General features: G+C 31.1%; 20 protein-coding genes. 10 read left to right on the top strand and 10 right to left on the bottom strand.

The window, feature by feature from the left end; all coding sequences use genetic code 11:
• Positions 1-12: 12 nt before the first annotated feature.
• From OQH62_RS00480 to nth, 3 genes are read right to left on the bottom strand one after another with little or no spacing between them, the layout of a single operon-like run.
• Positions 13-222 (bottom strand): EexN family lipoprotein, encoded by a 210-nt coding sequence (locus OQH62_RS00480; RefSeq protein WP_266012385.1) that lies wholly within the window; start codon positions 220-222, stop codon positions 13-15.
• A gap of 57 nt (positions 223-279) precedes the next feature.
• Positions 280-897: a trimeric intracellular cation channel family protein gene (locus OQH62_RS00475; RefSeq protein ID WP_266012384.1), complete on the bottom strand. Its 618-nt coding sequence runs from the start codon at positions 895-897 to the stop codon at positions 280-282.
• Between the two features lie 46 nt (positions 898-943).
• A complete protein-coding gene (gene nth / locus OQH62_RS00470; protein WP_266012382.1) occupies positions 944-1567 on the bottom strand; it encodes an endonuclease III in 624 nt (207 codons plus the stop codon).
• An 82-nt stretch (positions 1568-1649) separates the two neighbouring features.
• On the opposite strand from nth, the gene OQH62_RS00465 reads away from it, so the two are divergent.
• The 6 genes from OQH62_RS00465 (at position 1650) to dcuC (ending at position 8364) form a co-directional block, all read left to right on the top strand.
• On the top strand, positions 1650-2471 hold the full coding sequence (locus OQH62_RS00465) for a peptidylprolyl isomerase (protein WP_266012380.1): 822 nt from the start codon (positions 1650-1652) through the stop codon (positions 2469-2471).
• Entirely contained in the window at positions 2472-3536 is a 1065-nt protein-coding gene (fbaA, locus tag OQH62_RS00460) for a class II fructose-bisphosphate aldolase (RefSeq protein WP_266012378.1), read from the top strand.
• Positions 3537-3635: 99 nt separating this feature from the next.
• Positions 3636-4988 carry a MotA/TolQ/ExbB proton channel family protein gene (locus OQH62_RS00455; RefSeq protein WP_266012376.1) on the top strand — a complete coding sequence of 451 codons (1353 nt, stop codon included), beginning with the start codon at positions 3636-3638 and terminating at the stop codon, positions 4986-4988.
• Positions 4985-5932, top strand: a complete 948-nt coding sequence (locus OQH62_RS00450) for an OmpA family protein (protein WP_266012374.1) — start codon at positions 4985-4987, stop codon at positions 5930-5932. Before OQH62_RS00455 ends, OQH62_RS00450 begins: the two co-directional genes overlap by 4 nt.
• Before the next feature lie 15 nt (positions 5933-5947).
• Positions 5948-6826, top strand: coding sequence for a 1-aminocyclopropane-1-carboxylate deaminase/D-cysteine desulfhydrase (locus OQH62_RS00445; RefSeq protein WP_266012372.1), 879 nt, complete (start codon positions 5948-5950; stop codon positions 6824-6826).
• 146 nt (positions 6827-6972) lie between these two features.
• A complete protein-coding gene (gene dcuC, locus OQH62_RS00440) occupies positions 6973-8364 on the top strand; it encodes a C4-dicarboxylate transporter DcuC (RefSeq protein ID WP_266012370.1) in 1392 nt (463 codons plus the stop codon).
• 125 nt (positions 8365-8489) lie between these two features.
• On the opposite strand, the gene uvrB is transcribed toward dcuC, so the two are convergent.
• A complete protein-coding gene (uvrB, locus tag OQH62_RS00435; protein ID WP_266012368.1) occupies positions 8490-10463 on the bottom strand; it encodes an excinuclease ABC subunit UvrB in 1974 nt (657 codons plus the stop codon).
• Positions 10464-10600: 137 nt separating this feature from the next.
• Here uvrB and OQH62_RS00430 point away from each other — a divergent pair, with 137 nt between their 5' ends.
• From OQH62_RS00430 to OQH62_RS00415, 4 genes are read left to right on the top strand one after another with little or no spacing between them, the layout of a single operon-like run.
• Positions 10601-10831 carry a hypothetical protein gene (locus tag OQH62_RS00430; protein WP_266012366.1) on the top strand — a complete coding sequence of 77 codons (231 nt, stop codon included), beginning with the start codon at positions 10601-10603 and terminating at the stop codon, positions 10829-10831.
• Positions 10821-11066 carry a hypothetical protein gene (locus tag OQH62_RS00425; protein WP_266012364.1) on the top strand — a complete coding sequence of 82 codons (246 nt, stop codon included), beginning with the start codon at positions 10821-10823 and terminating at the stop codon, positions 11064-11066. The genes OQH62_RS00430 and OQH62_RS00425 overlap by 11 nt, the downstream gene beginning before the upstream one ends.
• Entirely contained in the window at positions 11066-11518 is a 453-nt protein-coding gene (locus tag OQH62_RS00420) for a type II secretion system protein (protein WP_266012362.1), read from the top strand. The genes OQH62_RS00425 and OQH62_RS00420 overlap by 1 nt, the downstream gene beginning before the upstream one ends.
• Positions 11515-13392, top strand: coding sequence for a primosomal protein N' (locus tag OQH62_RS00415; RefSeq protein WP_266012360.1), 1878 nt, complete (start codon positions 11515-11517; stop codon positions 13390-13392). The genes OQH62_RS00420 and OQH62_RS00415 overlap by 4 nt, the downstream gene beginning before the upstream one ends.
• A gap of 104 nt (positions 13393-13496) precedes the next feature.
• On the opposite strand, the gene OQH62_RS00410 is transcribed toward OQH62_RS00415, so the two are convergent.
• From OQH62_RS00410 to OQH62_RS00385, 6 genes are read right to left on the bottom strand one after another with little or no spacing between them, the layout of a single operon-like run.
• A complete protein-coding gene (locus OQH62_RS00410; RefSeq protein ID WP_266012358.1) occupies positions 13497-15080 on the bottom strand; it encodes a DUF2972 domain-containing protein in 1584 nt (527 codons plus the stop codon).
• 47 nt (positions 15081-15127) lie between these two features.
• Positions 15128-15253, bottom strand: a complete 126-nt coding sequence (locus OQH62_RS00405) for a sugar transferase (RefSeq protein ID WP_266012356.1) — start codon at positions 15251-15253, stop codon at positions 15128-15130.
• Between the two features lie 9 nt (positions 15254-15262).
• Entirely contained in the window at positions 15263-16024 is a 762-nt protein-coding gene (locus tag OQH62_RS00400) for a phosphocholine cytidylyltransferase family protein (RefSeq protein ID WP_266012354.1), read from the bottom strand.
• A gap of 3 nt (positions 16025-16027) precedes the next feature.
• Positions 16028-16636: a gamma-glutamyl-CDP-amidate hydrolase gene (locus OQH62_RS00395; RefSeq protein ID WP_266012352.1), complete on the bottom strand. Its 609-nt coding sequence runs from the start codon at positions 16634-16636 to the stop codon at positions 16028-16030.
• The gene (locus tag OQH62_RS00390; protein ID WP_266012349.1) at positions 16627-18954 is read right to left on the bottom strand and encodes a PEP-utilizing enzyme; all 2328 of its coding nucleotides are present in this window, start codon (positions 18952-18954) and stop codon (positions 16627-16629) included. The genes OQH62_RS00395 and OQH62_RS00390 overlap by 10 nt, the downstream gene beginning before the upstream one ends.
• 3 nt (positions 18955-18957) lie before the next feature.
• Positions 18958-19728, bottom strand: coding sequence for a class I SAM-dependent methyltransferase (locus OQH62_RS00385; RefSeq protein ID WP_266012347.1), 771 nt, complete (start codon positions 19726-19728; stop codon positions 18958-18960).
• Positions 19729-19767 lie beyond the last annotated feature (39 nt).

Below are 19767 nucleotides of genomic sequence, written 5' to 3'. Positions count from 1 at the left end.
TAAAACCAAAAATCATTCTTCTTCTGTCTCATCCTCATCTTTAGGAAATCCTACCGTATAGGCATTAATACAGTCTTGTGAAATAATAGCTTTATCCCGACATTCTAAAGATCTTTCTTTAGCTTCTTCTGGGTGTTCTTGATAGTATTGTACGCTTTTAGTTTGTTCACAAGCATTTAAAAAAAGAAGTAAAAAACCTAAGATAAAAAATTGCACTTTCATTTTTCATTTCCTTGTTCTATCCTAATGAGAGAAATTATAGCACATTTTAAAACTTTATTATTTTTCTTCATTATATGAAAAAATAGGTAACGACCATTGATATTTGAGAGCCAAAAGTCTTATACCCACTCCAATCAAAAGAGTAGTAAGAGTACAAAAGAATACATTGAATTCAAACCATACTATTAAGCCATAGTAAAGCCCTCCTGCAATAAGTGCGACACCTGCATAAATTTCTTTTTGGAAGACAAGAGGGATTCTCATACAAAAAATATCGCGTAAAATTCCACCAAAAACCCCTGTAATTACAGCAGCAACTGTGGCAATAATAAAACCGTGTTTTTGTTCGATTGCGACTTGCGCACCTAAAATACTAAAAACAACAAGTCCTATAGCATCAAGAGTTAAAAAAAAGCTTTCAAGTTTGCTTACTATTTTTGGAATACGTGTTGCAAAAAGGGCGCAAAAACAAATAAGCAAGATGTATTCAGGATGTTTCACCCAAGTTAAAGGATAGTGTCCTAAAAGCATATCTCGTATGCTTCCGCCCCCTATGGCAGTTACAAGAGCTATAAACATTACTCCAAAGAGATCCATTTTATGTCTGCCTGCAGCTAAGGCTCCACTCATCCCCTCTGCTGAAATTCCTATGATATAAAGTAGAGTAAGGAGCATTATTGTATTTTTAAAACGAAAGCATAAAATCGCATTTTTGTTTGATTCAAAGCTTTTTATCCTTGCTCTTACACAATTGTTGCAAGAAACACTCTCCACAAAGAGGATTTCTTGCTTTACAAGTGTAACGACCAAAGAGTACCATAGCTTGATGTAAAATATTAAGCTTATCTTTGAAAATTGTATTGAGGTCAAATTCTGTAAGTTCTGGAGTTTTTGCCTTACTTAGTCCTAGTCGGTGCGAAACTCGAAAAACGTGTGTATCTACTGCCATATAGTTTGCCCCGCACCATTCTATTAAAACAACATGAGCTGTTTTTTGTCCAACTCCTGCTAGAGATTTTAAATTTTTTTCATCAAGAGGAATTTGTCCTGAGAATTTTTCACAGACAGTTTGTGCCATTTTTATTAAATTCAAGGCTTTATTATTAAAGAAAGAGCAACTTTGAATGTAGGTTTTTAAACTTCCTAGTTTTGCTTTTGCAAGACTTTGAATATTTGGATATGCTGCGAAGAGTTTTGGAGTGATACTATTGACTCTTTTATCTGTACATTGGGCAGAAAGCATTACACACACTAAAAGCTCGTAGAGATTTGAAAACTGCAATTCCGTTTTTGCTTTGGAGTAATTTTTTAAAAAAAGTTCTTTTATTTGTAAATTTCTTTTCATTTTTGTATTGTAGATTAATTAGCTTTAAACCAAGTTAAGTTATAATTATTTTTGTAGATATTTTAATACAAAGGAAATCTAAATGAAAAAAATTTCTTTCGTTGCAGCTGCTTTTATTGCTGGTGCGGTTTTAGGTGCAAATGCTGCTACTGTGGCTACTGTTAATGGTAAAAATATTAGCGATTCTGAGGTAGGTGAATTTTTTGCTCCTGTGCTCAATGGGCAAGATTTTAGGAATTTACCTGACAATCAAAAAAAGGCTCTAGTTCAGCAATACATCATACAAGAACTTGTCTTTGAAGATGCTAAGAAGCAAAACTTAGATAAAGATCCTCTTTATATTAAACAGCTTGAACGTGCAAAAGATGAAATTTTGGTAAATGTGTATCAAGAAAAAATTTTGAATACGATCAAAGTTGATTCTGCTCAAGTAAAAGCATTTTATGATAAAAACAAAGAGCAATATGTACAGCCTGCAAGAGTACAAGCTAAGCACATTTTAGTGAATAGCGAAAAAGAGGCTAAAAATATTATCAATCAGTTGAAAAATCTTAAAGGTAAAGATTTAGATTCAAAATTTAGCGAAATTGCGAAAGCGAAATCCATTGACACAGGTTCGGCAGCACAAGGTGGAGAATTAGGTTGGTTTGACCAATCTGTTATGGTAAAACCATTTACAGATGCGGCTTTTGCTCTTAAAAATGGTGAAATTACTAAAACACCTGTAAAAACGAATTTTGGTTATCATATTATTTTAAAAGAAAATTATCAATCAAAAAAACAGGCTAGTTTTAATGAGGTAAAACAAGGTATAGAAAATGGACTTAAATTTGAAGAATTTAAAAAAGTAATGAATCAAAAAGGCCAAGCCTTATTAAATGCTGCTAAAGTGGAAATTAGATAAATGAGACTTTTAGATATAGTCAAACCCGGTGTTGTAAGTGGAAATGAGCTTAACAAAGTCTATGAATATGCAAAAGCGGAGAATTTTGCCATACCTGCTGTAAATGTTGTAGGAACAAATTCAATTAATGCTGTTTTAGAGACAGCAAAAAAGATTAATTCACCTGTCATTATCCAATTTTCAAATGGTGGAGCTAAATTTTATGCAGGTAAGAATTGTCCGCAAGCTGAAGTTTTTGGTGCTGTTAGCGGGGCACAACATGTACATTTACTTGCTAAAGCTTATAAAATTCCTGTGATTTTACATACCGATCACGCAGCAAGAAAACTTTTACCTTGGATTGATTCGCTTTTAATTTCGAATGCTGAATTTAAAAAAATTCACGGTCAGGCTCTTTTTAGCTCTCATATGCTTGATTTAAGTGAAGAGGAACTCGAAGTGAATTTATCCACTTGTGAAGAATATCTTAATAAGCTTGATTCTTTAGGAATTTGCTTAGAATTAGAACTTGGTTGTACAGGAGGGGAAGAAGATGGAGTTGATAATACAGGCATTGATAACAGCAGACTGTACACCCAACCAGAAGATGTGGCTTTGGCTTATGAAAGACTTCAAAGAATAAGTGATAAATTTTCTATTGCCGCAAGTTTTGGTAATGTACACGGAGTGTATAAACCTGGTAATGTAAGTTTAGAGCCTCAAATTTTGAAAAATTCTCAACAATTTGTAAAGGAAAAATTCAATCTTCAAAGTGATAAACCTATTAATTTTGTTTTTCACGGTGGAAGTGGAAGTGAGCTTAAAGATATCAAAGAAGCTGTGAGTTACGGTGTTGTAAAAATGAATATCGATACAGATACGCAGTGGGCATTTTGGGATGGAGTGCGTCATTATGAGATGGCAAATAGGTCTTATCTTCAAGCTCAAATTGGTAATCCACAGGGCGAAGACAAGCCAAATAAAAAGTACTATGATCCAAGAGTATGGTTAAGAGCTGGTGAAGAAAGTATGATAAAGCGTTTAGAAATTGCTTTTGAAGACTTAAATTGTATTAATAAAAACTAAGTTTAACTAGAATTTTTGGCCTTCTTTAATTTTAGAGGGCTTGTTTTATTGTAAAGAGAATTACCATTCTTTTTGTAATAAAACTTCTTAAGGTTATAGATGGAGATAAAATCAGAAGAAATTTCAGAACTTATTTTACCGGAGATTAAAGAAAGAAAAAGTTTTTTTGTTTATTTTAAAATCATCTTTTTTCCCGCTTTTTTGTATTTTTTAGTATTGCTTGTATATTTTGGATATTTTGACTACAAAATTCCAATTCATTCTGTGCTTTTAATGGGTGTTATATTTCTTACAGCCCTTATTTTTGCAAGACATAGTGCCGAATATGCTTTTAGTATTTTTGAGCAACAAAAAGACGAATTTAAACAAGCGCTTAAAAGTTACATTATGAAACATTTTCTTACTATTGGTAAATATACAAAATCAAACGCGAAATTTGATGATTTTGCTTCTTTGTATATCAAAAATGTTAGAAATGAAAATTTTGCCTCTATAGGTTCAACTATTTTTCCTATGATGGGGATTTTAGGTACATTTATTAGCATTGCTTTTTCTATGCCTCATTTTAATTCAAACGATACTGAAGGTTTAGAAACAGAAATAGCTATCCTTTTAAATGGAGTAGCAACGGCTTTTTATGTTTCTATTTATGGAATTTTTCTTGCACTTTGGTGGATGTTTTTTGAAAAATATGGAACGAGCAAGATGATGAGACTTCTTAATCGTCAAAAAATTTCTACAACAGCTTTTTTTTGGACTAAAGAGGAATTGGACCAAAGATATTTAAGTAAAAGTTTGCAGCATTTTGAAAATATAGGAGCAATTTTTAAGCAAGTAAGCAATAAAGATTTTTTCACTGAACTTGATCACGCTATTGAGCGGAAGTTTGCACTCTTTCAAGATATGCTAAATGTTGAAGAAAAAGCTGTGCGTTTAAGTAGTGAGTATGTCAAGCAAACTATGGGAGAATTAAGCAAGGCGCAAAGAGAACACCGTGATATAGGAAAACTATATAGCGAAATGCTTAATGCAGTTGGGAATTTGAATCACAGTTTTCGAGATCTTAATATTAAAATGTCAGAACAGTATAATCGTTTGCTTGATGTAAGTAGCAATACAATAGGGCACCTTGATAAAACTTTAGCAAGTTTTGATCAAAAAGTTGTGATGTTTATGGACACTCTTCGTTTACATGAGAAGGCTTTACTTGAAAATCAACAGAGAATGTTTGAAGGATTTAAATCTAGTATTTTTGAAGGTATGCAGCAGTTTAAGGAAGTCTATACAGAGGAAAAGAGTATTGATGAAAAAATTGAAATGATGCAGGGTTTTAGAAATGAACTTGAACAGTTACAAGAGCAAACCAATGAGCTTGTGAAAAAATTTGACAATGAAGAAATACAAAGAAGCAAAACAGAAACACCGCAGAATGAAAACAAAGAAAATGAATGAAGAGTCAAGAAGAAAATAATTTTTGGATAGCTTATGCTGATTTAATGGCTGGTTTGCTTTTTGTTTTTATTCTTTTAATCGGAGCTGTTGTGGTAAAATATGTTCTTACCCAAACTGATTTAAGGGAAATTAAAAAAAAACTTACCAAACAAGAACTTCGCTTAGAAGAAAGCAAACAAGAACTTAAAGATAAAGAAGCTGTTGTATTTAAGTTAAGCTCTGAATTAAGCAATGCCGCTACTGTGTTAAATGACATTCAAAGTCAAAAAAATATGCTTGAAACTAATCTTACAAATTCGTATGAACGTAATGAAAATTTAAGTCTAAGTCTTGATGCCAAAGACAAGCAAATTCTTATTTTACTTGGACAACTTGAAAAGAAGGATGAAGAGCTTGGAATTTTGCAAGAGGATTTAAAACAGGCAAGGCAAAAAATACAAAAATTTACTCTTATACGAGAGAATTTAAGCCAAAGATTACAAAGCAAACTTGATGATAATATCAGCATTAATTCAGAAACCGGCGCAATTTCTTTACCTACGGAAGTGCTTTTTGATAAAGATTCATATGTGCTTAAAGATGAAACAAAATCACATTTGAAAAAAATTTTAAATGAATATTTTTCAGCTATAATGAATGACCAACAAATTCTTGATAATATAGAAAATATCATTATAGAAGGACATACAGATAGTGATGGTTCGTATATGTATAATCTTGATCTTTCGCAGAAAAGAGCTTATGAGGTGATGAGTTTTATTTATACTTTCTATAAAGATCCGAAACTTCAAAAAATTCTAATGGCAAGCGGGAGGAGTTTTTCTGAACCTGTTTTTAGAAATGGAGTTGAAGATAAGGGTCTTAGTCGTCGCATAGAAATAAAATTTAGCATTAGAACCGATAAAGCTATCAAAGAAGTGCAAAATTTTCTTGAATTTCGTTAAAAATTTACAATTTTTATGAAAATTCTTCAATTAAATCTCCCTAGTCCCATTCAAAAACTTTCTTTTAGAGGCTTTGATTTTTTTCTTAAACGTGACGATTTGCTCGGGAGTATTAATGGCAATAAAGCTAGAAAACTTAGCTTTTATATGACTCAACATTATACAAAAAATCAAAGTATTCTTAGTTATGGAGGAGCACAGAGTAATGCTTTAGCCGCACTTAGTATTTTTAGTAAAGCTTATGCTTTAAATTTTCGTTTTGTATGCAAGAAGATTCCAACTTTTTTAAAACATAATCCTTGTGCAAACTATGCTTTGGCTTTGAAAAATGGAGCACAATTTGTAGAAAATACAAGCAATAAAAGTAATGAAGAATTCGCACTTTCTTTATACAAACAAGGAGATATTTTTATTAAAGAAGGTATAGCTAATGAGCAAGCGCAGTGGGGTTTTAAAATCCTTGCTAATGAGATAGAAGAACAAAGTAATGGTTTGGACTTTGATATTTTTTTACCATCAGGAACAGGTGTTTCTGCAGCTTTTTTAGCGAAATATTCAAAATTTCGGGTTTTTACTTGTGCTTGTGTTGGTCCAACACAGTATCTAAAAAAACAAATTCAGAATTTGCTCCCTGAATACAATTTTTCAAATTTATTTTTTTTAGAACCTACTAAAAAATATCATTTTGCAAAGCCTTATGCTGAATTGATTGCTTTGTATAAAGAGCTTCAGTCTGTATGTGGTGTTGAATTTGATTTGCTTTATGATATGATAGGTTTTCACTGTGTTTTAAGGCATAAATGGAACAAACCGCTTTTATATATCCATCAAGGCGGAATTTTGGGTAATGAAAGTATGATTGAACGTTATAAATTTAAAACTTTGCTTGATTGATAAATAATTTATAATTTTTTTATTGTTTTTATTTATAAATTTTTATACAGATAATTTCAATTTTTATTCTTTTTTAGCTAAGATTCTATATGTTCAAAATTTATCTTTTTAATATAATTGGTCTTTATTGCATTAAGGAAAATTGAATGAATTTGTTGATGATTTTTTCAACGCTTATTGTGGTAGCAGTTGTAACGTATTATATTTTAAGGCAGTACAATCCTATTTTTGTATTTTTATTTTCAGGTATCATTGTTTTGATTTTTTCTTTTTATCTTACAGACACTCCTGTGCCTTTAACTGAAAGAAAAAATCCTCAAGATATGACTTTTTTCACTATTTTGCTCGATAGTTTTGCTTTTATCACAGAAAGTTTTAAACAGCAACTTGCAGGGGTTGGACTTATTATTATGAGTGTCGCAGGTTTTGCAGCTTATATGAAACATATTAATGCTTCTGCGAAATTGGCATTTTTAGCCAATAAACCTTTAAGCAAGATCAAAAATAAATATCTTATTTTAAGTGGTACTTTTATCATTGGTATGGCTTTAAAAATAGTTATTTCAAGTTATACAGGTCTTTTGCTTTTATTGCTTGCTTGTATTTATCCTGTTTTAATTGCTCTTGGAATTCGTCCTATTATTGCTGTAAGTACTCTTTCTCTCATCGCTCTTGATTATGGTCCAAAAGATGCAAATTCTATTAATATGGCTGATATGGTAGGACAAAAAGAAAATGTCATCAGTTTATTTTTAAATTACCAACTTTGGGTTGTTTTAGCTTATGTGCTTGTGATTGCTATTTTAATTCCTGTTTATTTTGCTTGGATAGATAAAAAAGACAAAAAAAAAGGGCTTTTACAACAAGAAGGGAAATTCATAAAGATTGTCGATCCAAAATGTCCAGCTTTTTATATTGTATTTCCGTGGCTTCCCATAGTATTTTTATTTTGTGCATATTTTTTACAGATCAAACTTGATGTTGTAACTGCAAATTTTTTAAGCATAGCTTTAGTTTTTTTAGTAGAATTTATAAGACATGGGAATGGTAGAAAATTGGGTGAAGATATGCTTGTGATTTTAAAGGCTATGGCTGAAATTTTTGTTAGTGTTGTAAGTATTATCGTAGCTGCTGGTATTTTTGCTGAAGGGATTAAAGCATTAGGAGGAGTTGGACAATTAGCGAATATAGTGTCGAATGTAGGTGCTTGGGCTTTAATTGTTAGCATTGCTGTTTTAAGTTTTTTGGTTTATTGTTTTAGTATGATTATGGGAAGTGGAATAGCTGCTTTTAATGCTTTTGGGAGGTTAGTTCCTGATATAGCAAATAAATTAGGGGTTGCTCCTATTGCTTTAGTCTTACCGATAGAAATAGCTTCTTGTTTAGGCAGAGCTGCTTCGCCTATTGCTGGTGGGATTTTAGCTCTTGCTGGTTTCGCACAAGTTTCTCCTAAGGATATTATTCAACGTACAATGCCACTCTTGCTCATAGGAATGCTTGTTAATATCTTTGTTTCTTGGTATCTAGCAAGTTTATAAACGCTTCATTTTTAAGAATGTAGATTGTTTTTAAATAATGCAATAGAAGTAAAAGATTTGCATTTAGCGATAGAAAACAATGAATTTTTAACCTCTTTTTTTACTTGTATTAAGATTTTTCAAGCTCATAACACTTTAAGTTTTTTGATTTCATCTCGCAACATCGCTGCCTTTTCAAATTCTAAAGCCTTAGCAGCTTCTAGCATTTGTTTTCTTAATTCTTTAATAAACTTTGTTCTTTCTTGTGTCGGCATTTTTTCGAATTTTTCTGCCTTGCGATAAATTTCTGCAGTATCAAGTTCGTTTTTAAGGCTTTGTTCTAAATTTCTTTTTACCGAAGTTGGAATAATTTTATGTTTTTTATTATAAGCATTTTGTAATTTTCTTCTTTCTTGTGTTATATCGATGGCTTCTTGCATCGATTTTGTAATCTTTTTTGCAAAGAGTAAGACTTTTCCATTAACATTTCTTGCAGCTCTCCCCATTGTTTGAATAAGGCTTGTTGTGCTTCGTAAAAAACCTTCTTTGTCAGCATCCATTATAGCTATAAGTGAAACTTCGGGCAAATCAAGTCCTTCTCGTAATAGATTAATACCTATAAGCATATCAAAACAACCACTTCTTAAATCTCGTATAAGTTCATTTCTTTCAATCGCATCAATTTCAGAATGCATATATTTTACTTTTATTCCAAGTTCTAAATAATAACGACTTAACTCTTCAGCCATTTTTTTTGTTAAAACGGTAACCAAAACCCTTTCATTTTTTTTAATGACTTTTTTTGCTTCATCAAAAAGGATTTCAACTTGATTATCACTGTCTTTAAGTTCTATGATAGGATCTAAAAGTCCCGTAGGACGCATAATTTGATGAAAAACATTCTTATTGCTTAATGTAAGCTCAAGCGGAGAAGGAGTTGCTGAAACAAAGAGGAATTGGCAGTTTTTGTTAATGAACTCGTCAAACATCAAAGGACGATTATCTAAAGCCGATGGAAGTCTAAAACCATAATCCACTAAAGTCTGTTTTCTGCTTCTATCCCCTGCAAACATTCCTCGAAATTGCGGCAAAGAGACGTGGCTTTCATCAACAATAACTAAAAATTTCCTTTTTTTTATAGCAAAATAGTCAAAAAGGGTATAAGGTGTATCCCCGCTTTTGAGACCTGTTAGGTGCAAAGCATAATTTTCTACTCCTTTGCACATTCCTGTGGATTCAAGCATTTCTATATCAAATTCAACTCTTTGTTTTAGCCTTTGATACTCTACAAGTTTGTTTTCATTTTCAAAATACGCTAAGCGAGAGTTTAATTCGGTTTTAATATCTTTAATAGCTTGTTTGAGTCTAGTTTCCCCTACGCTAAATTGGCTTGTAGGGTAGAGAATAAATTTCTTCAAATCTTTTGTTTTTTTATTTTCAAGAATATTATAATGATACATTTTTTCAAGCTCATCGCCAAAAAATTCAAGTCTTACCACTTCATCTTCATAGTATGCTGGATATATATCGATTGTATCACCATTAACTCTAAAGTCAGCTCTATCAAAGAAAGTATCATTTCTTTTATAACCCATATCCACAAGTTTTTTTAAGAGTTTTTTTTGTGAAATTTGCATTTTTTCTTCAAAAATAAGCACCATTCCTATATATTCATTTGGGTTGCCAAGTCCGTAATTTGCTGAAACTGAAGCGATGCATACAATATCCTCATAACTTAAAAGTGAAGCAGTGGCACTTAATCTTAATCTTTCTAAGTCCTCATTTGTTGAGCTGTCTTTTTCTATAAAAACATCAGTTCTTGGAATATAAGCTTCAGGTTGATAGTAGTCATAATAGCTGATAAAATATTCAGTGTGATTGTGTGGAAAAAAACCTTTAAATTCGCTATAAAGTTGCGCACAGAGGCTTTTATTATGAGACATTATTAAGGTTGGCAGAGCTAATTCTTTGATGATATTTGCCATTGTAAAAGTTTTACCACTTCCTGTAACACCAAGAAGAGTTTGATACTTTTCTCCAGCTTGAATGCTTTTTACAATACCCTCAATAGCCTGTTTTTGGTCAAAACTTGGTTTAAATTCGCTTTTAAGTTGAAACATTTTTTTGTCTTTTTCATTTTTATAACATCAAAGAAAAATTGTAAAAAAAATACTTTAGAAAAACATAAAAATTAAATACTTTTCGCTATAATAAAATTAAATTTCACTCAAAAATTTCAAAAAGAAGGCAAAAGAATATGTATGATGAAAAGATTATTAACACTATGGCTGATAAAGTCAATGAGCTTTTAGTAAAATATAACGAAATATGTGAAGCAAATGAAAATTTAAGAAACGAGCTTGTAAGTGTTAAGGCTCAAAATGAAGCCAAAAGTAATCAAATTATGCGTTTAGAAGAAGAATTAAAAAACAAAAATAAAGAAAGCATAGATATAGTAAAAAGTATAGAGGCAGTACTTGGTAAATGACAAATTAAAACAGGTAATTGTTAATGTTTCTGCGAAAGATTTTATTGTTAAATGCAGTGAAGAATTTGCGAATTTTTTAGAAGATGATATTGCTTTAATTTCTGGCGGAACAAAAAAAATTGAACTACGAGCTTTTGTCGATGCTTTTGTCAAAAAAAGCTATGAAAATTATATTTTGGAAAGAGAACTGAAAAAACTCATTAAAGCTATTAACGAAGAACTCCCAGTCAAATAATGAATTTCTATAAGGCTTTTACTCTTCTTGAGCTTGTTTTTGTCGTATGTGTATTAGGGATATTAGCAAGTCTTTCTTTTCCTTTCTTTGGACAGAGTAAAGATGATGCAAAGTTTTTAAGAGTTAAAATGGATTATGAAATGCTTACTTCAGCTTTAGCTTTAATGCGTAATGAGGCAAAAATAAAAGATTTAAAAGAATTTACCCCGCAACTTGATACAGCTAAAATACACTCTAGTAAAGAAAAACTCTTTGTGTGCGAAAATTTGAGTATTTTATGTTCATATTCACTTCTGCAAAATCCTATATATTCAAATTATAAGGCTTGGATAAAAATAGAAAACAATTTATACCGCTTCTTTCTTACTCCAAAGGAAAGTATAGATTTTTTCTATAACGCACAAACTGGAAATTTAGAATGTTTGCATTCTAAAAGGTGTAAAGAATTGTGAAATACTATGAACTTGCTTTGTGTGGTTTGTATTTAGAAAATTTAATCTTTCATAGCGAGGAGTCATTGTACCCTTTAAATGAGGTCCTTGTGAGTTTAAATGTTAAAAAGAAAGAGTATTTCAATCTTTTTGAAAAGGGAAATTCTAAACTTATTCGTGCTGTTGTGATTAAAGAATGTCAAAAACCTCATTTTGAGACTTCACCTATACTTCAAATTCTCCCGAGTTCTCTTAGTATTTTACAATTTGAATTAGCTCGATTTATCTCATATTATTATGGAGGAAAGCTTGGGTTTATACTTGGTTTTTTTCAAGGTTGCAAGCCTTATGAATGTGTAAAGCTAGAAAAATTTCCTCAGCCAAATTTAAGTCCAGACCAACAAGAGGCTTTGAATTTTCTAAAAAGCCAATCAAACTCTCTTTTATTTGCCGATACAGGGAGTGGAAAGACTGAAATTTATATTACTCTCATCAAAGAATATTTAGAGCAAGGCAAACAAGTTTTACTTTTAATGCCAGAAATTGCATTGAGCTCACAAATGCAAAAAAGATTGCAAGTATATTTTAAAGACAATTTTTTTTTATGGCATTCAAAAATTTCAAAAAAAAGAAAAGCTCAAGCTTTAGAAAAATTTACCAATGCAGAAAGTCTTTTAGTTGCAGGAGCAAGATCGGCTCTTTTTCTTCCTTTTCGTAATTTAGGTTTGATTATAGTAGATGAAGAACACGATAATTCTTATAAAGCTTCAAATAAGCCATATTTTAATGTAAGGGATTTAAGTCTTTTTTTGGGAAAAAAATTTGACATTAAAGTTATTTTAGGTTCTGCAACTCCTAGTTTAACGAGTTTTTATAGACAAAAGTTTTTTAGGCTTAAAGGTACTTTTTTTGAGAGCAAGAAGTGTTTTTTGTATGATGAGAGTGAGTTAGCTGTTACTCCTTTTTTACTTCACGAGCTTGAGCTTAGTTTAAAAAAAAAGAAGCAAGCCATAGTTTTTTTACCTACAAGAGCTAATTTTAGGCAGGTTTTTTGTAAGCATTGTGCTAGTACTATTAACTGTCCTCGCTGCTCTGTGGCTATGAGTTTGCATAAACATAAAAGAGTGCTTAAATGCCATTATTGTAATTATATAAAGAAAATTGACACTTTTTGTCCAAATTGTAAGGGGGTTTTGTTAGAGGCAAGAAAAATGGGAACTGCAGAATTAAAAGAAAGACTTGAAAATGCTTTACCACAAGCAAAAATTGTGAAATTTGATAGCGATGAGATTAGCAGTGTGAAAAAGCTTGATACGATTCTAGAGGCTTTTAATGCAAAAGAGATTGATATTTTAGTTGGAACTTCTATGCTTGCCAAAGGGCACGATTATCATAATGTAGATTTAAGCGTGATTTTAGGGCTTGATGAGTATTTATTTCGACCTGATTTTAGAGCTGCTGAAGAGACTTTAGCTCTTGCTATGCAAGTAGCAGGGAGAGCAGGGCGCAAGGGTGAAGCTAGGGTATTGTTGCAGACAAACAATCGCAGTTTTTTTCAAAAATATATACAAAATTATGATTTATTTTTAAAAGATGAGCTTGAATTTCGAAAGGATTTATACCCTCCATTTAAAAGACTTTTGAGAATGATTATTGAGCATAAGGATCCAGCTTTTGCATTTGGACTTTGCGAGGAACTTGTAAAGGCTTTAAAAAATACTCCTGATTTAGAACTTGTAGGGTATGGAGCTTGCGGGATAGAAATGCTTTATTCAAAACATCGTTTTTATGTTTTATGGCGTTCCTATTCTTATAAAAGTCTTCTTTTTGCTCAAAATTTTGTGAGCACTTTTAAGGATGTCAGCACTGATATTGATCCTATTGATTTTTCATAGTGTTTGCAGTTTTGTTTCATTTCCTTTGGACATTTTTTTGATGAGAGTTTTGTCAAATTTTATTAAATGGGCGTCTTTTCAAAGAAAGGTATGTGCTAATTTGTCTAATATTCCTTAAGATTCTTTAGAAATTCTTGATAGTATCTCCAGGAATTGATTATATCAGGACGAAAGCGACTTAAAATTTCAAATTCCTTTTTCAAGAGTTCTCCTAATTCTAAGCTTAATTCTTTTTTCTCTTGTAATTGATTTAACAGTTCTTTTTCATTTGTTTTTGTATCATTGTAAAATTGAAAAAGAGTTTGTGTAAATTCGCACAATTTTTCTTTTATTTCTTTAAGAATTTGCTGATTGCATTCTAAGAGATGAAGATTTTTTTCTTCAGTATTGAAATATATTTCTTTTGGTAATAGAGTTGTGTTTATATTAAGCATTGCATTAAGAGTATATAAACGAGGAGTGCTTTCAATATAAATGCAAATATCATTGCTAGTAAAGACTGCCGGAAGAGTACCATAGTATGTACTAGGAAAAGAAATGTTAAAAGCGTTTGTATCTTTGGGTAATTTTACATCAAGCTTAGAGGCGATTTTTTGCATTGTTGTATCGACTTTTGGATATTCTAACTCTTTTGTGTCTATAAAAAGAAAATTGCTAAATTCTAGGTTGCAGAGCAAATCTAAAATTGTATTCAAGCAAAACAGATGCCATTTAATAAGTTTTTCAATTCTAGTGTTTAAAGGTAAAGAAGGATGAGAAAGCCAAAAATGAGTCCTTTGTAAGAGGAATTCATATAAAGCTGTGTTTGTATTAAAGTGATCGTTGCAATTTTTAATTTTCCATTGATTATTTAAACCTGATTTGATACGACTAAAAGGATCTCTTGTGAGGCAAATAACAGTATGATCGTTTCTAAGCATACAGATAAATTTATGAAGAGCTTTGACCGGATTTAAATTGTGTGTATATAAAAAAATATTATAGCAGTGGTTTTTATTTTCAAGTGCTAATTTGTAATTTGTTTCGTAATGCCATTTTGCATCAATGCCTTTATGGTCTCCCGAATTTGTAATCTTACATTTATTAAGCATTCTTGTAAAAGCCCAGTGTCCTGAAAATGAAAAACCAATACAAATGCACAGTGCTTTTGGTAAAGGTAAATTTAAATCCCAAGCTAAATTGGTAGGGATATTTTTATAGTGCAGTTTTTCTTTTATATTTTCAAGTGTTTGAGGGTTTAGTAAAGGAGGATAGGCAAAGAATTGTTTTTGGTATGTATGTTCAAATTCTTTAGATTCGAGCCAAGAATTGACGTTTTCAAAATGTTCAATGACAAATTGTGCGTTTTTTATTAAGGTTTTGCTTAAAGCTTCATAGTGTGCCCATTTTTCAACGAGTGCAAAGAATCGTTTTGTATCTTCTATTGTAAAAGTATTAAAAAGATCTGCTATGAGATAAGGAGAGTATTTTTGTTTTAAATGATTGAGATATAAAAAATGCTTTTTTGCTTTTTTAAATTTACTAAAAATATGTAAATAGCCACCTTTATACCAATTTTTATGACATTCAATTAAGGCTTGTCCTAGAAAAAAAGAAAGATGAGTGTAATATACCGTAGCTTCTTTATAATCTTTGCATTTTTGCAAATTCGGATAAGAAAGATTTGGAAAGAGTGTTGTAATTTGCATATAAAGTTTTTTTTGTTTTTTATGAGTGTATGATAAAGAATAGAGTTTTATAATGAGTTTGATATAGCTCCAGTATCCCCCCCCCCTTTTTTTTCTTTATTAAAGTGAATCATAGCTTGCCCAAGTTTATAAGCTAAATGGTTTTGTATTCTTTTTTTTGCACTATTTTGCATTTTATTTCCTCAAATAATGATACTTAAATCACTTTTAAAATCTATTTCACACCATTTTCCATAAATTTCAATTGCGCTTGCATTGCCAAACTTCTGTATTAAGATTTGTAAAAAACTTGTCATATACATATTTTTAAAATCTTTTCCGTCATAGAGCGTGTTTTTATCCAAACTTTCATATAGTTCTATAAGCTTTGGTAACAAATCATACGATATTTTAAACAATCCTATATATTGACCTTGAATTTCATCATAACAATACACTTTTTTTCCAAGTTCTTTGATTTTTCCCTCTGAGTCAAGTTTTAAACTTTCAAGATCATTAAGAGGATTTTTAAATCTCTTTTCCCATAGCTTTTTCCATTCTTTGTCAATAACTATGGCTAAAGGTGCTTTTTTTTTCGCAAGTTTTTCCACACTTTCTTTAAAATAAATGATATCTGCATAAGAAATAATACAATCTTCTTTATCCTCTATACATTCATAAAGAAAGTCTTTTGCACAAAACAAAGTGCAAACCATATTTGTATCAGCGTAATCTTTGTTATAGAAGATTTTTTTTATATTGTAGCGTGTGCGTACAAATTGCTCTAAAAGCTCAAAGCAATACCCACCGACTATTGCTATTTCTTCAATTCCAGCATTGTTTAAGGCTTCAATCTCATACTCTATAATTTTTTTTCCTTGATACTCTACCATACATTTTGGATTGTTTTTAGTCAAGGGCATAAGTCTTGAGCCAAAACCTGCTGCTAAAATTAATGCTTTCATTTTTTACCTTTTGATTGTATCAAGCCATTCTTTGAGAATATGTGTATTTTCGAGTCCCTTATCTCTTTCTATATGCCACATTAAACCATAAATAGGGCAGATTTTATGTTTAAAAGCCTCGCAACTTCCATCATTTGCACTAGCTAAGACAGATAAGTCTTTGCCTAAAGAGCTAATGTGATAGTTGTGAAAGGAATTTGTTCTAAATTGCAATCCTTCGTTTGTAAAAATTTGATGTTCGTTTAAGTGATTTTTACATTGTTTGAGTGTCGAGTTAAAAAACGATGCAATAATTTGAGCACCTCTACAAATTCCAAGTAAAGGCAGTTTGTTTTTAAGACAGAAAGCTATGATATGTTTTTCATATTCATCTCTTTTTTTTGATAAATCATTGCTATTGTATGAGTATAAATCATTCCCCCCGCTTAGAATCACAGCTTTTAAATGTGCGATGTAATGTTTAAAATCAAGCTCATAGCTTAAAGGCAGAGGCAAAAAACCTTCAAAAAGTTTTTCATTTGCAAAAAGCTTTCCCCAGTCAAGTGCCAAGGTTTCTCTTTCTTCATAGTAGCTTTTATTGATAATAAGTCTTTGAGTGATTCCTATAAACAAAATATTTGCTCACTTTCGCATTCTATTCTAATTTTTTTAGCTTTGAGATATTTTGCGAAATTTTCTTCGCCCACGCCAATAACGGCAGGAAGTGCAAGCTCTGATGCACGTATTGCCATATGCGAATTTGCCCCGCCATAGCAAGTGATAAAACCTGCAATTTCTTTGGTAAATAAATAATCATATCCGGGGTCAGCTGCGTAAATAAGCACAATTTTTCCCTTTAATTCACTTTCATTTTCTTTTGCTGTTTCTGCAACAACGCTTTTTTGTGTAATGAAATTTGGTACAATAGAATGACTTGTAAAAGCAAAGATTTGGCTTGATTGGCTTAGCAAAGAAGGCAGTTTGATTGCTTGAGTAAGTTCATATTCTTTTTTATTATGTGCAATGTCTTCTAAAAAAAGAGTTTTTGGATTTTGCGAATATAAACTTGAATTTAAATTTAAAATGCGATGTATATCAAGGTGCGCCATATCCTCCTTGTCTATACCATAATATTCACCTAGTTGTTCTATGAAAACAAGAGCTTGTGAAAGGAGTTTGCTAAATTGAAATTTAACAAATTCTCTTGCCTCAATAGTTTCTTTTAAAAAAACAAAGAAATCTTGTGTTTCTATATGCAATCCGTGTTCTTTAAGCAGTTTTTGTAAAATATTTTTTTTCTTTTCATTAAGAGTAAATTTTTTTTCTTTTTTAGTGCTTATGTTGCATTGGTTGAAATAGGTTTCAAAATCCTCATCATACCTTGGTGAAAGTATGTTGTATGTACCAGCTCTTAAATGTCCAAATTTGTTTAGAAATTCTTTTTTATTTTTCGGATTGAGTTTTGAAAGATCTTCACTTAAATTTTTACTTATAGTTTTTAAGGAATTTAAGAAAATATTTTTTTCTTTGTTTGTAAAAAAACCAATTTCTACAAGAGAATTAAGCATTTGTATAGCGACAAAACCTGCTCTTGCTACTCCGCAAAAAGGTAGAGTCCCATAACGTTTGCATTCTTCTAAAAGCCAATAAATTTTATCAATAAGAGAAAATTTTGAGCTAATGATTGTTTCGTAAATTTCTTCTAAAACTTTGCTTTTTTCAATGTCTTTGCGGTAAAGCCCGCTTTGAGGATTGATGATGGTATTTGTGAGTTCTAAAAGACTAAATTCAAGTCTTTTAACTTCATTTTCATTGAAGCCATTTTGTAAAAGTTCTTTGAGTTTATTTGGAGTGTTAAAATCATAACAAGAATAGACAATATCAAATTCTATTTTATCGTGAAATTCATTATTTGTATCGAGTTTGTCGAGATAGAAATCAACAAGTTTTGAAGCTATGTTTTCATCTAATTTCTTTGGTATGAAAGAGTTAAAAGAAAGTCGTACATCGACATAAGGAATTCCTAAAAAGGAATGGATAAGAGGATGCGAACGTAAATCTCTGTATCCATAGGCATTTCTTTGATAAGCCCAAATAGAATCAGTAATGATTTCTTTGTAGAGACTAAAAGCAAGTCTTTTTGGTTTTAAACCTATAATTTCAGCCGGATTCCAATCAGGCATTACTCCAAACATACTTTTTTTGCCCAAGACTCTAGGTCCTGTTTGTTTTAAAGAATGAAATCTTTTATAAAGACGTTCCAAAGCTTCTTTAGGAAGAGCTTTGAAAAGATTTATTTTGCCTTGCATTACTAAAGGGCGTACTTGCAGACAAAATAATTCTTCCTCTTCTTCGTGTCTTGCAAAGGCAAATTCTACGTCTAAAAAATTGCACTCAAAAAGAGTTTCAAGTTCCTGTATGAGAGTAATGATTTGTTGTGTGTATTTATCTTTAAACACTGATGATTCTCTGTAATGAAAATAGCTTAAACTTTCTTTACTGCTACCATCTGTAATGGAAGCATTTGAACCACTTTTGTCATACTGTAAGCAAAAATATGGAGCAAAATTATCTTTATCTACACTAAAACCGACTCCGCACAGGGTGATATTTTCAAGATGAGCTTGAATGAGAATTTCATCGCGATTGTAAGGCATAGAAGCACCAACACGTTTTAAAGCATTAAGAAGTTCTTGTTTGTTTTTTGAATCTATATTTGCTAAAGATAAAAAAGCACCGGCATTAGAATTGTTTTCGTTGTCTTCGTTTGATGAAGAGCTACGAATAATAAGTTTTTTTGCTCCAAGTTTTTGGATTTTTTGTAAAACTTTTTCTTCATCGCGTCGTATTTCTTTTAAATTGCTGACTACTAAAGGCAGAATTTTAGCCGAGGTGAGTATATTTTGCAATGAAGCTAGATTTTTAGCTTTGTTTTGGAATTGTAATGCCATTTTTTATACTTTCTTTGCACTCCAACAACGGGTTGTATATTTAATATCAAATTCTTTGGAGAGTCTTTGCGAAAGTGTTTCGCTAATTCTTTCAAAAAGTTCTCTGCCTTCTTGAGTTTCTAGATCCCAGTATGGATTTTTTACACTTTTCCAAGCATTGAGATAATTTTCTAAGCTTTGATGAAAATAAAAATCTTCTTCTATATAAACAATGCAGTCAAAAAGGTCTTTTCGACTTTCTATAACAGGTCTTTGTTCCTCTCTTCTTATTCCACGCGTATAATGTGGTACAAATTCGAGTATAGTGTCTTCTGCTATTTTTTGAATGGGATCATTTAAATCCCTATGATTCCACATACACGAGAAATATCCTTTGTTTTTAAGTAAGCGGTATGCTTCGTTTAAAGCTTTATTTCTGTCCATAACATTAAAACTAGAACCAAAAGTCACCCAATCAAATTCAGCACTTTGTAAGCCTGATTCAAGTCCTGTTGCTCGAATAAAATGTATCTTTTTGCCTTGTGCTCTTTCTATGCCTATTTCTCTCATAGCGTCATTTGGTTCAACAGCTATAACTTCACAATCTCTTTCTTCAAGCATAAGACTTAAATTTCCTGTTCCGGCTCCTATATCAGCCACTTTTAATTCCTTTAATTCCCCACTTTTTACTAAAGTTATAAGCATATCTATAGTTTTTGGGGCATAATTTGGTCTGTATGAATAAAATTTCGCATGTTGAGTGTAATCCCATATTTGTTCTACTAATTTTTGCATTTTCATCCTTTTCTTTTACTTTAATTAAAAAGCAATTTA

Origin of the sequence: Campylobacter sp. MIT 21-1684 (genome assembly GCF_026241315.1) — a bacterium.
Taxonomy (GTDB): Bacteria; Campylobacterota; Campylobacteria; order Campylobacterales; family Campylobacteraceae; genus Campylobacter_D.
Note: the sequence above shows the minus strand (reverse complement) of the source record. Positions and strands in the feature narration are given on the sequence as shown.

What these genes read in the sequence shown, in the direction of transcription:
- OQH62_RS00480 (WP_266012385.1), bottom strand. Translation starts at nt 222, where the DNA reads ATGAAAGTGCAATTTTTTATCTTAGGTTTTTTACTTCTTTTTTTAAAT.
- OQH62_RS00475 (WP_266012384.1), bottom strand. Translation starts at nt 897, where the DNA reads ATGCTCCTTACTCTACTTTATATCATAGGAATTTCAGCAGAGGGGATG.
- nth (WP_266012382.1), bottom strand. Translation starts at nt 1,567, where the DNA reads ATGAAAAGAAATTTACAAATAAAAGAACTTTTTTTAAAAAATTACTCC.
- OQH62_RS00465 (WP_266012380.1), top strand. Translation starts at nt 1,650, where the DNA reads ATGAAAAAAATTTCTTTCGTTGCAGCTGCTTTTATTGCTGGTGCGGTT.
- fbaA (WP_266012378.1), top strand. Translation starts at nt 2,472, where the DNA reads ATGAGACTTTTAGATATAGTCAAACCCGGTGTTGTAAGTGGAAATGAG.
- OQH62_RS00455 (WP_266012376.1), top strand. Translation starts at nt 3,636, where the DNA reads ATGGAGATAAAATCAGAAGAAATTTCAGAACTTATTTTACCGGAGATT.
- OQH62_RS00450 (WP_266012374.1), top strand. Translation starts at nt 4,985, where the DNA reads ATGAAGAGTCAAGAAGAAAATAATTTTTGGATAGCTTATGCTGATTTA.
- OQH62_RS00445 (WP_266012372.1), top strand. Translation starts at nt 5,948, where the DNA reads ATGAAAATTCTTCAATTAAATCTCCCTAGTCCCATTCAAAAACTTTCT.
- dcuC (WP_266012370.1), top strand. Translation starts at nt 6,973, where the DNA reads ATGAATTTGTTGATGATTTTTTCAACGCTTATTGTGGTAGCAGTTGTA.
- uvrB (WP_266012368.1), bottom strand. Translation starts at nt 10,463, where the DNA reads ATGTTTCAACTTAAAAGCGAATTTAAACCAAGTTTTGACCAAAAACAG.
- OQH62_RS00430 (WP_266012366.1), top strand. Translation starts at nt 10,601, where the DNA reads ATGTATGATGAAAAGATTATTAACACTATGGCTGATAAAGTCAATGAG.
- OQH62_RS00420 (WP_266012362.1), top strand. Translation starts at nt 11,066, where the DNA reads ATGAATTTCTATAAGGCTTTTACTCTTCTTGAGCTTGTTTTTGTCGTA.
- OQH62_RS00410 (WP_266012358.1), bottom strand. Translation starts at nt 15,080, where the DNA reads ATGCAAATTACAACACTCTTTCCAAATCTTTCTTATCCGAATTTGCAA.
- OQH62_RS00405 (WP_266012356.1), bottom strand. Translation starts at nt 15,253, where the DNA reads ATGCAAAATAGTGCAAAAAAAAGAATACAAAACCATTTAGCTTATAAA.
- OQH62_RS00400 (WP_266012354.1), bottom strand. Translation starts at nt 16,024, where the DNA reads ATGAAAGCATTAATTTTAGCAGCAGGTTTTGGCTCAAGACTTATGCCC.
- OQH62_RS00390 (WP_266012349.1), bottom strand. Translation starts at nt 18,954, where the DNA reads ATGGCATTACAATTCCAAAACAAAGCTAAAAATCTAGCTTCATTGCAA.
- OQH62_RS00385 (WP_266012347.1), bottom strand. Translation starts at nt 19,728, where the DNA reads ATGCAAAAATTAGTAGAACAAATATGGGATTACACTCAACATGCGAAA.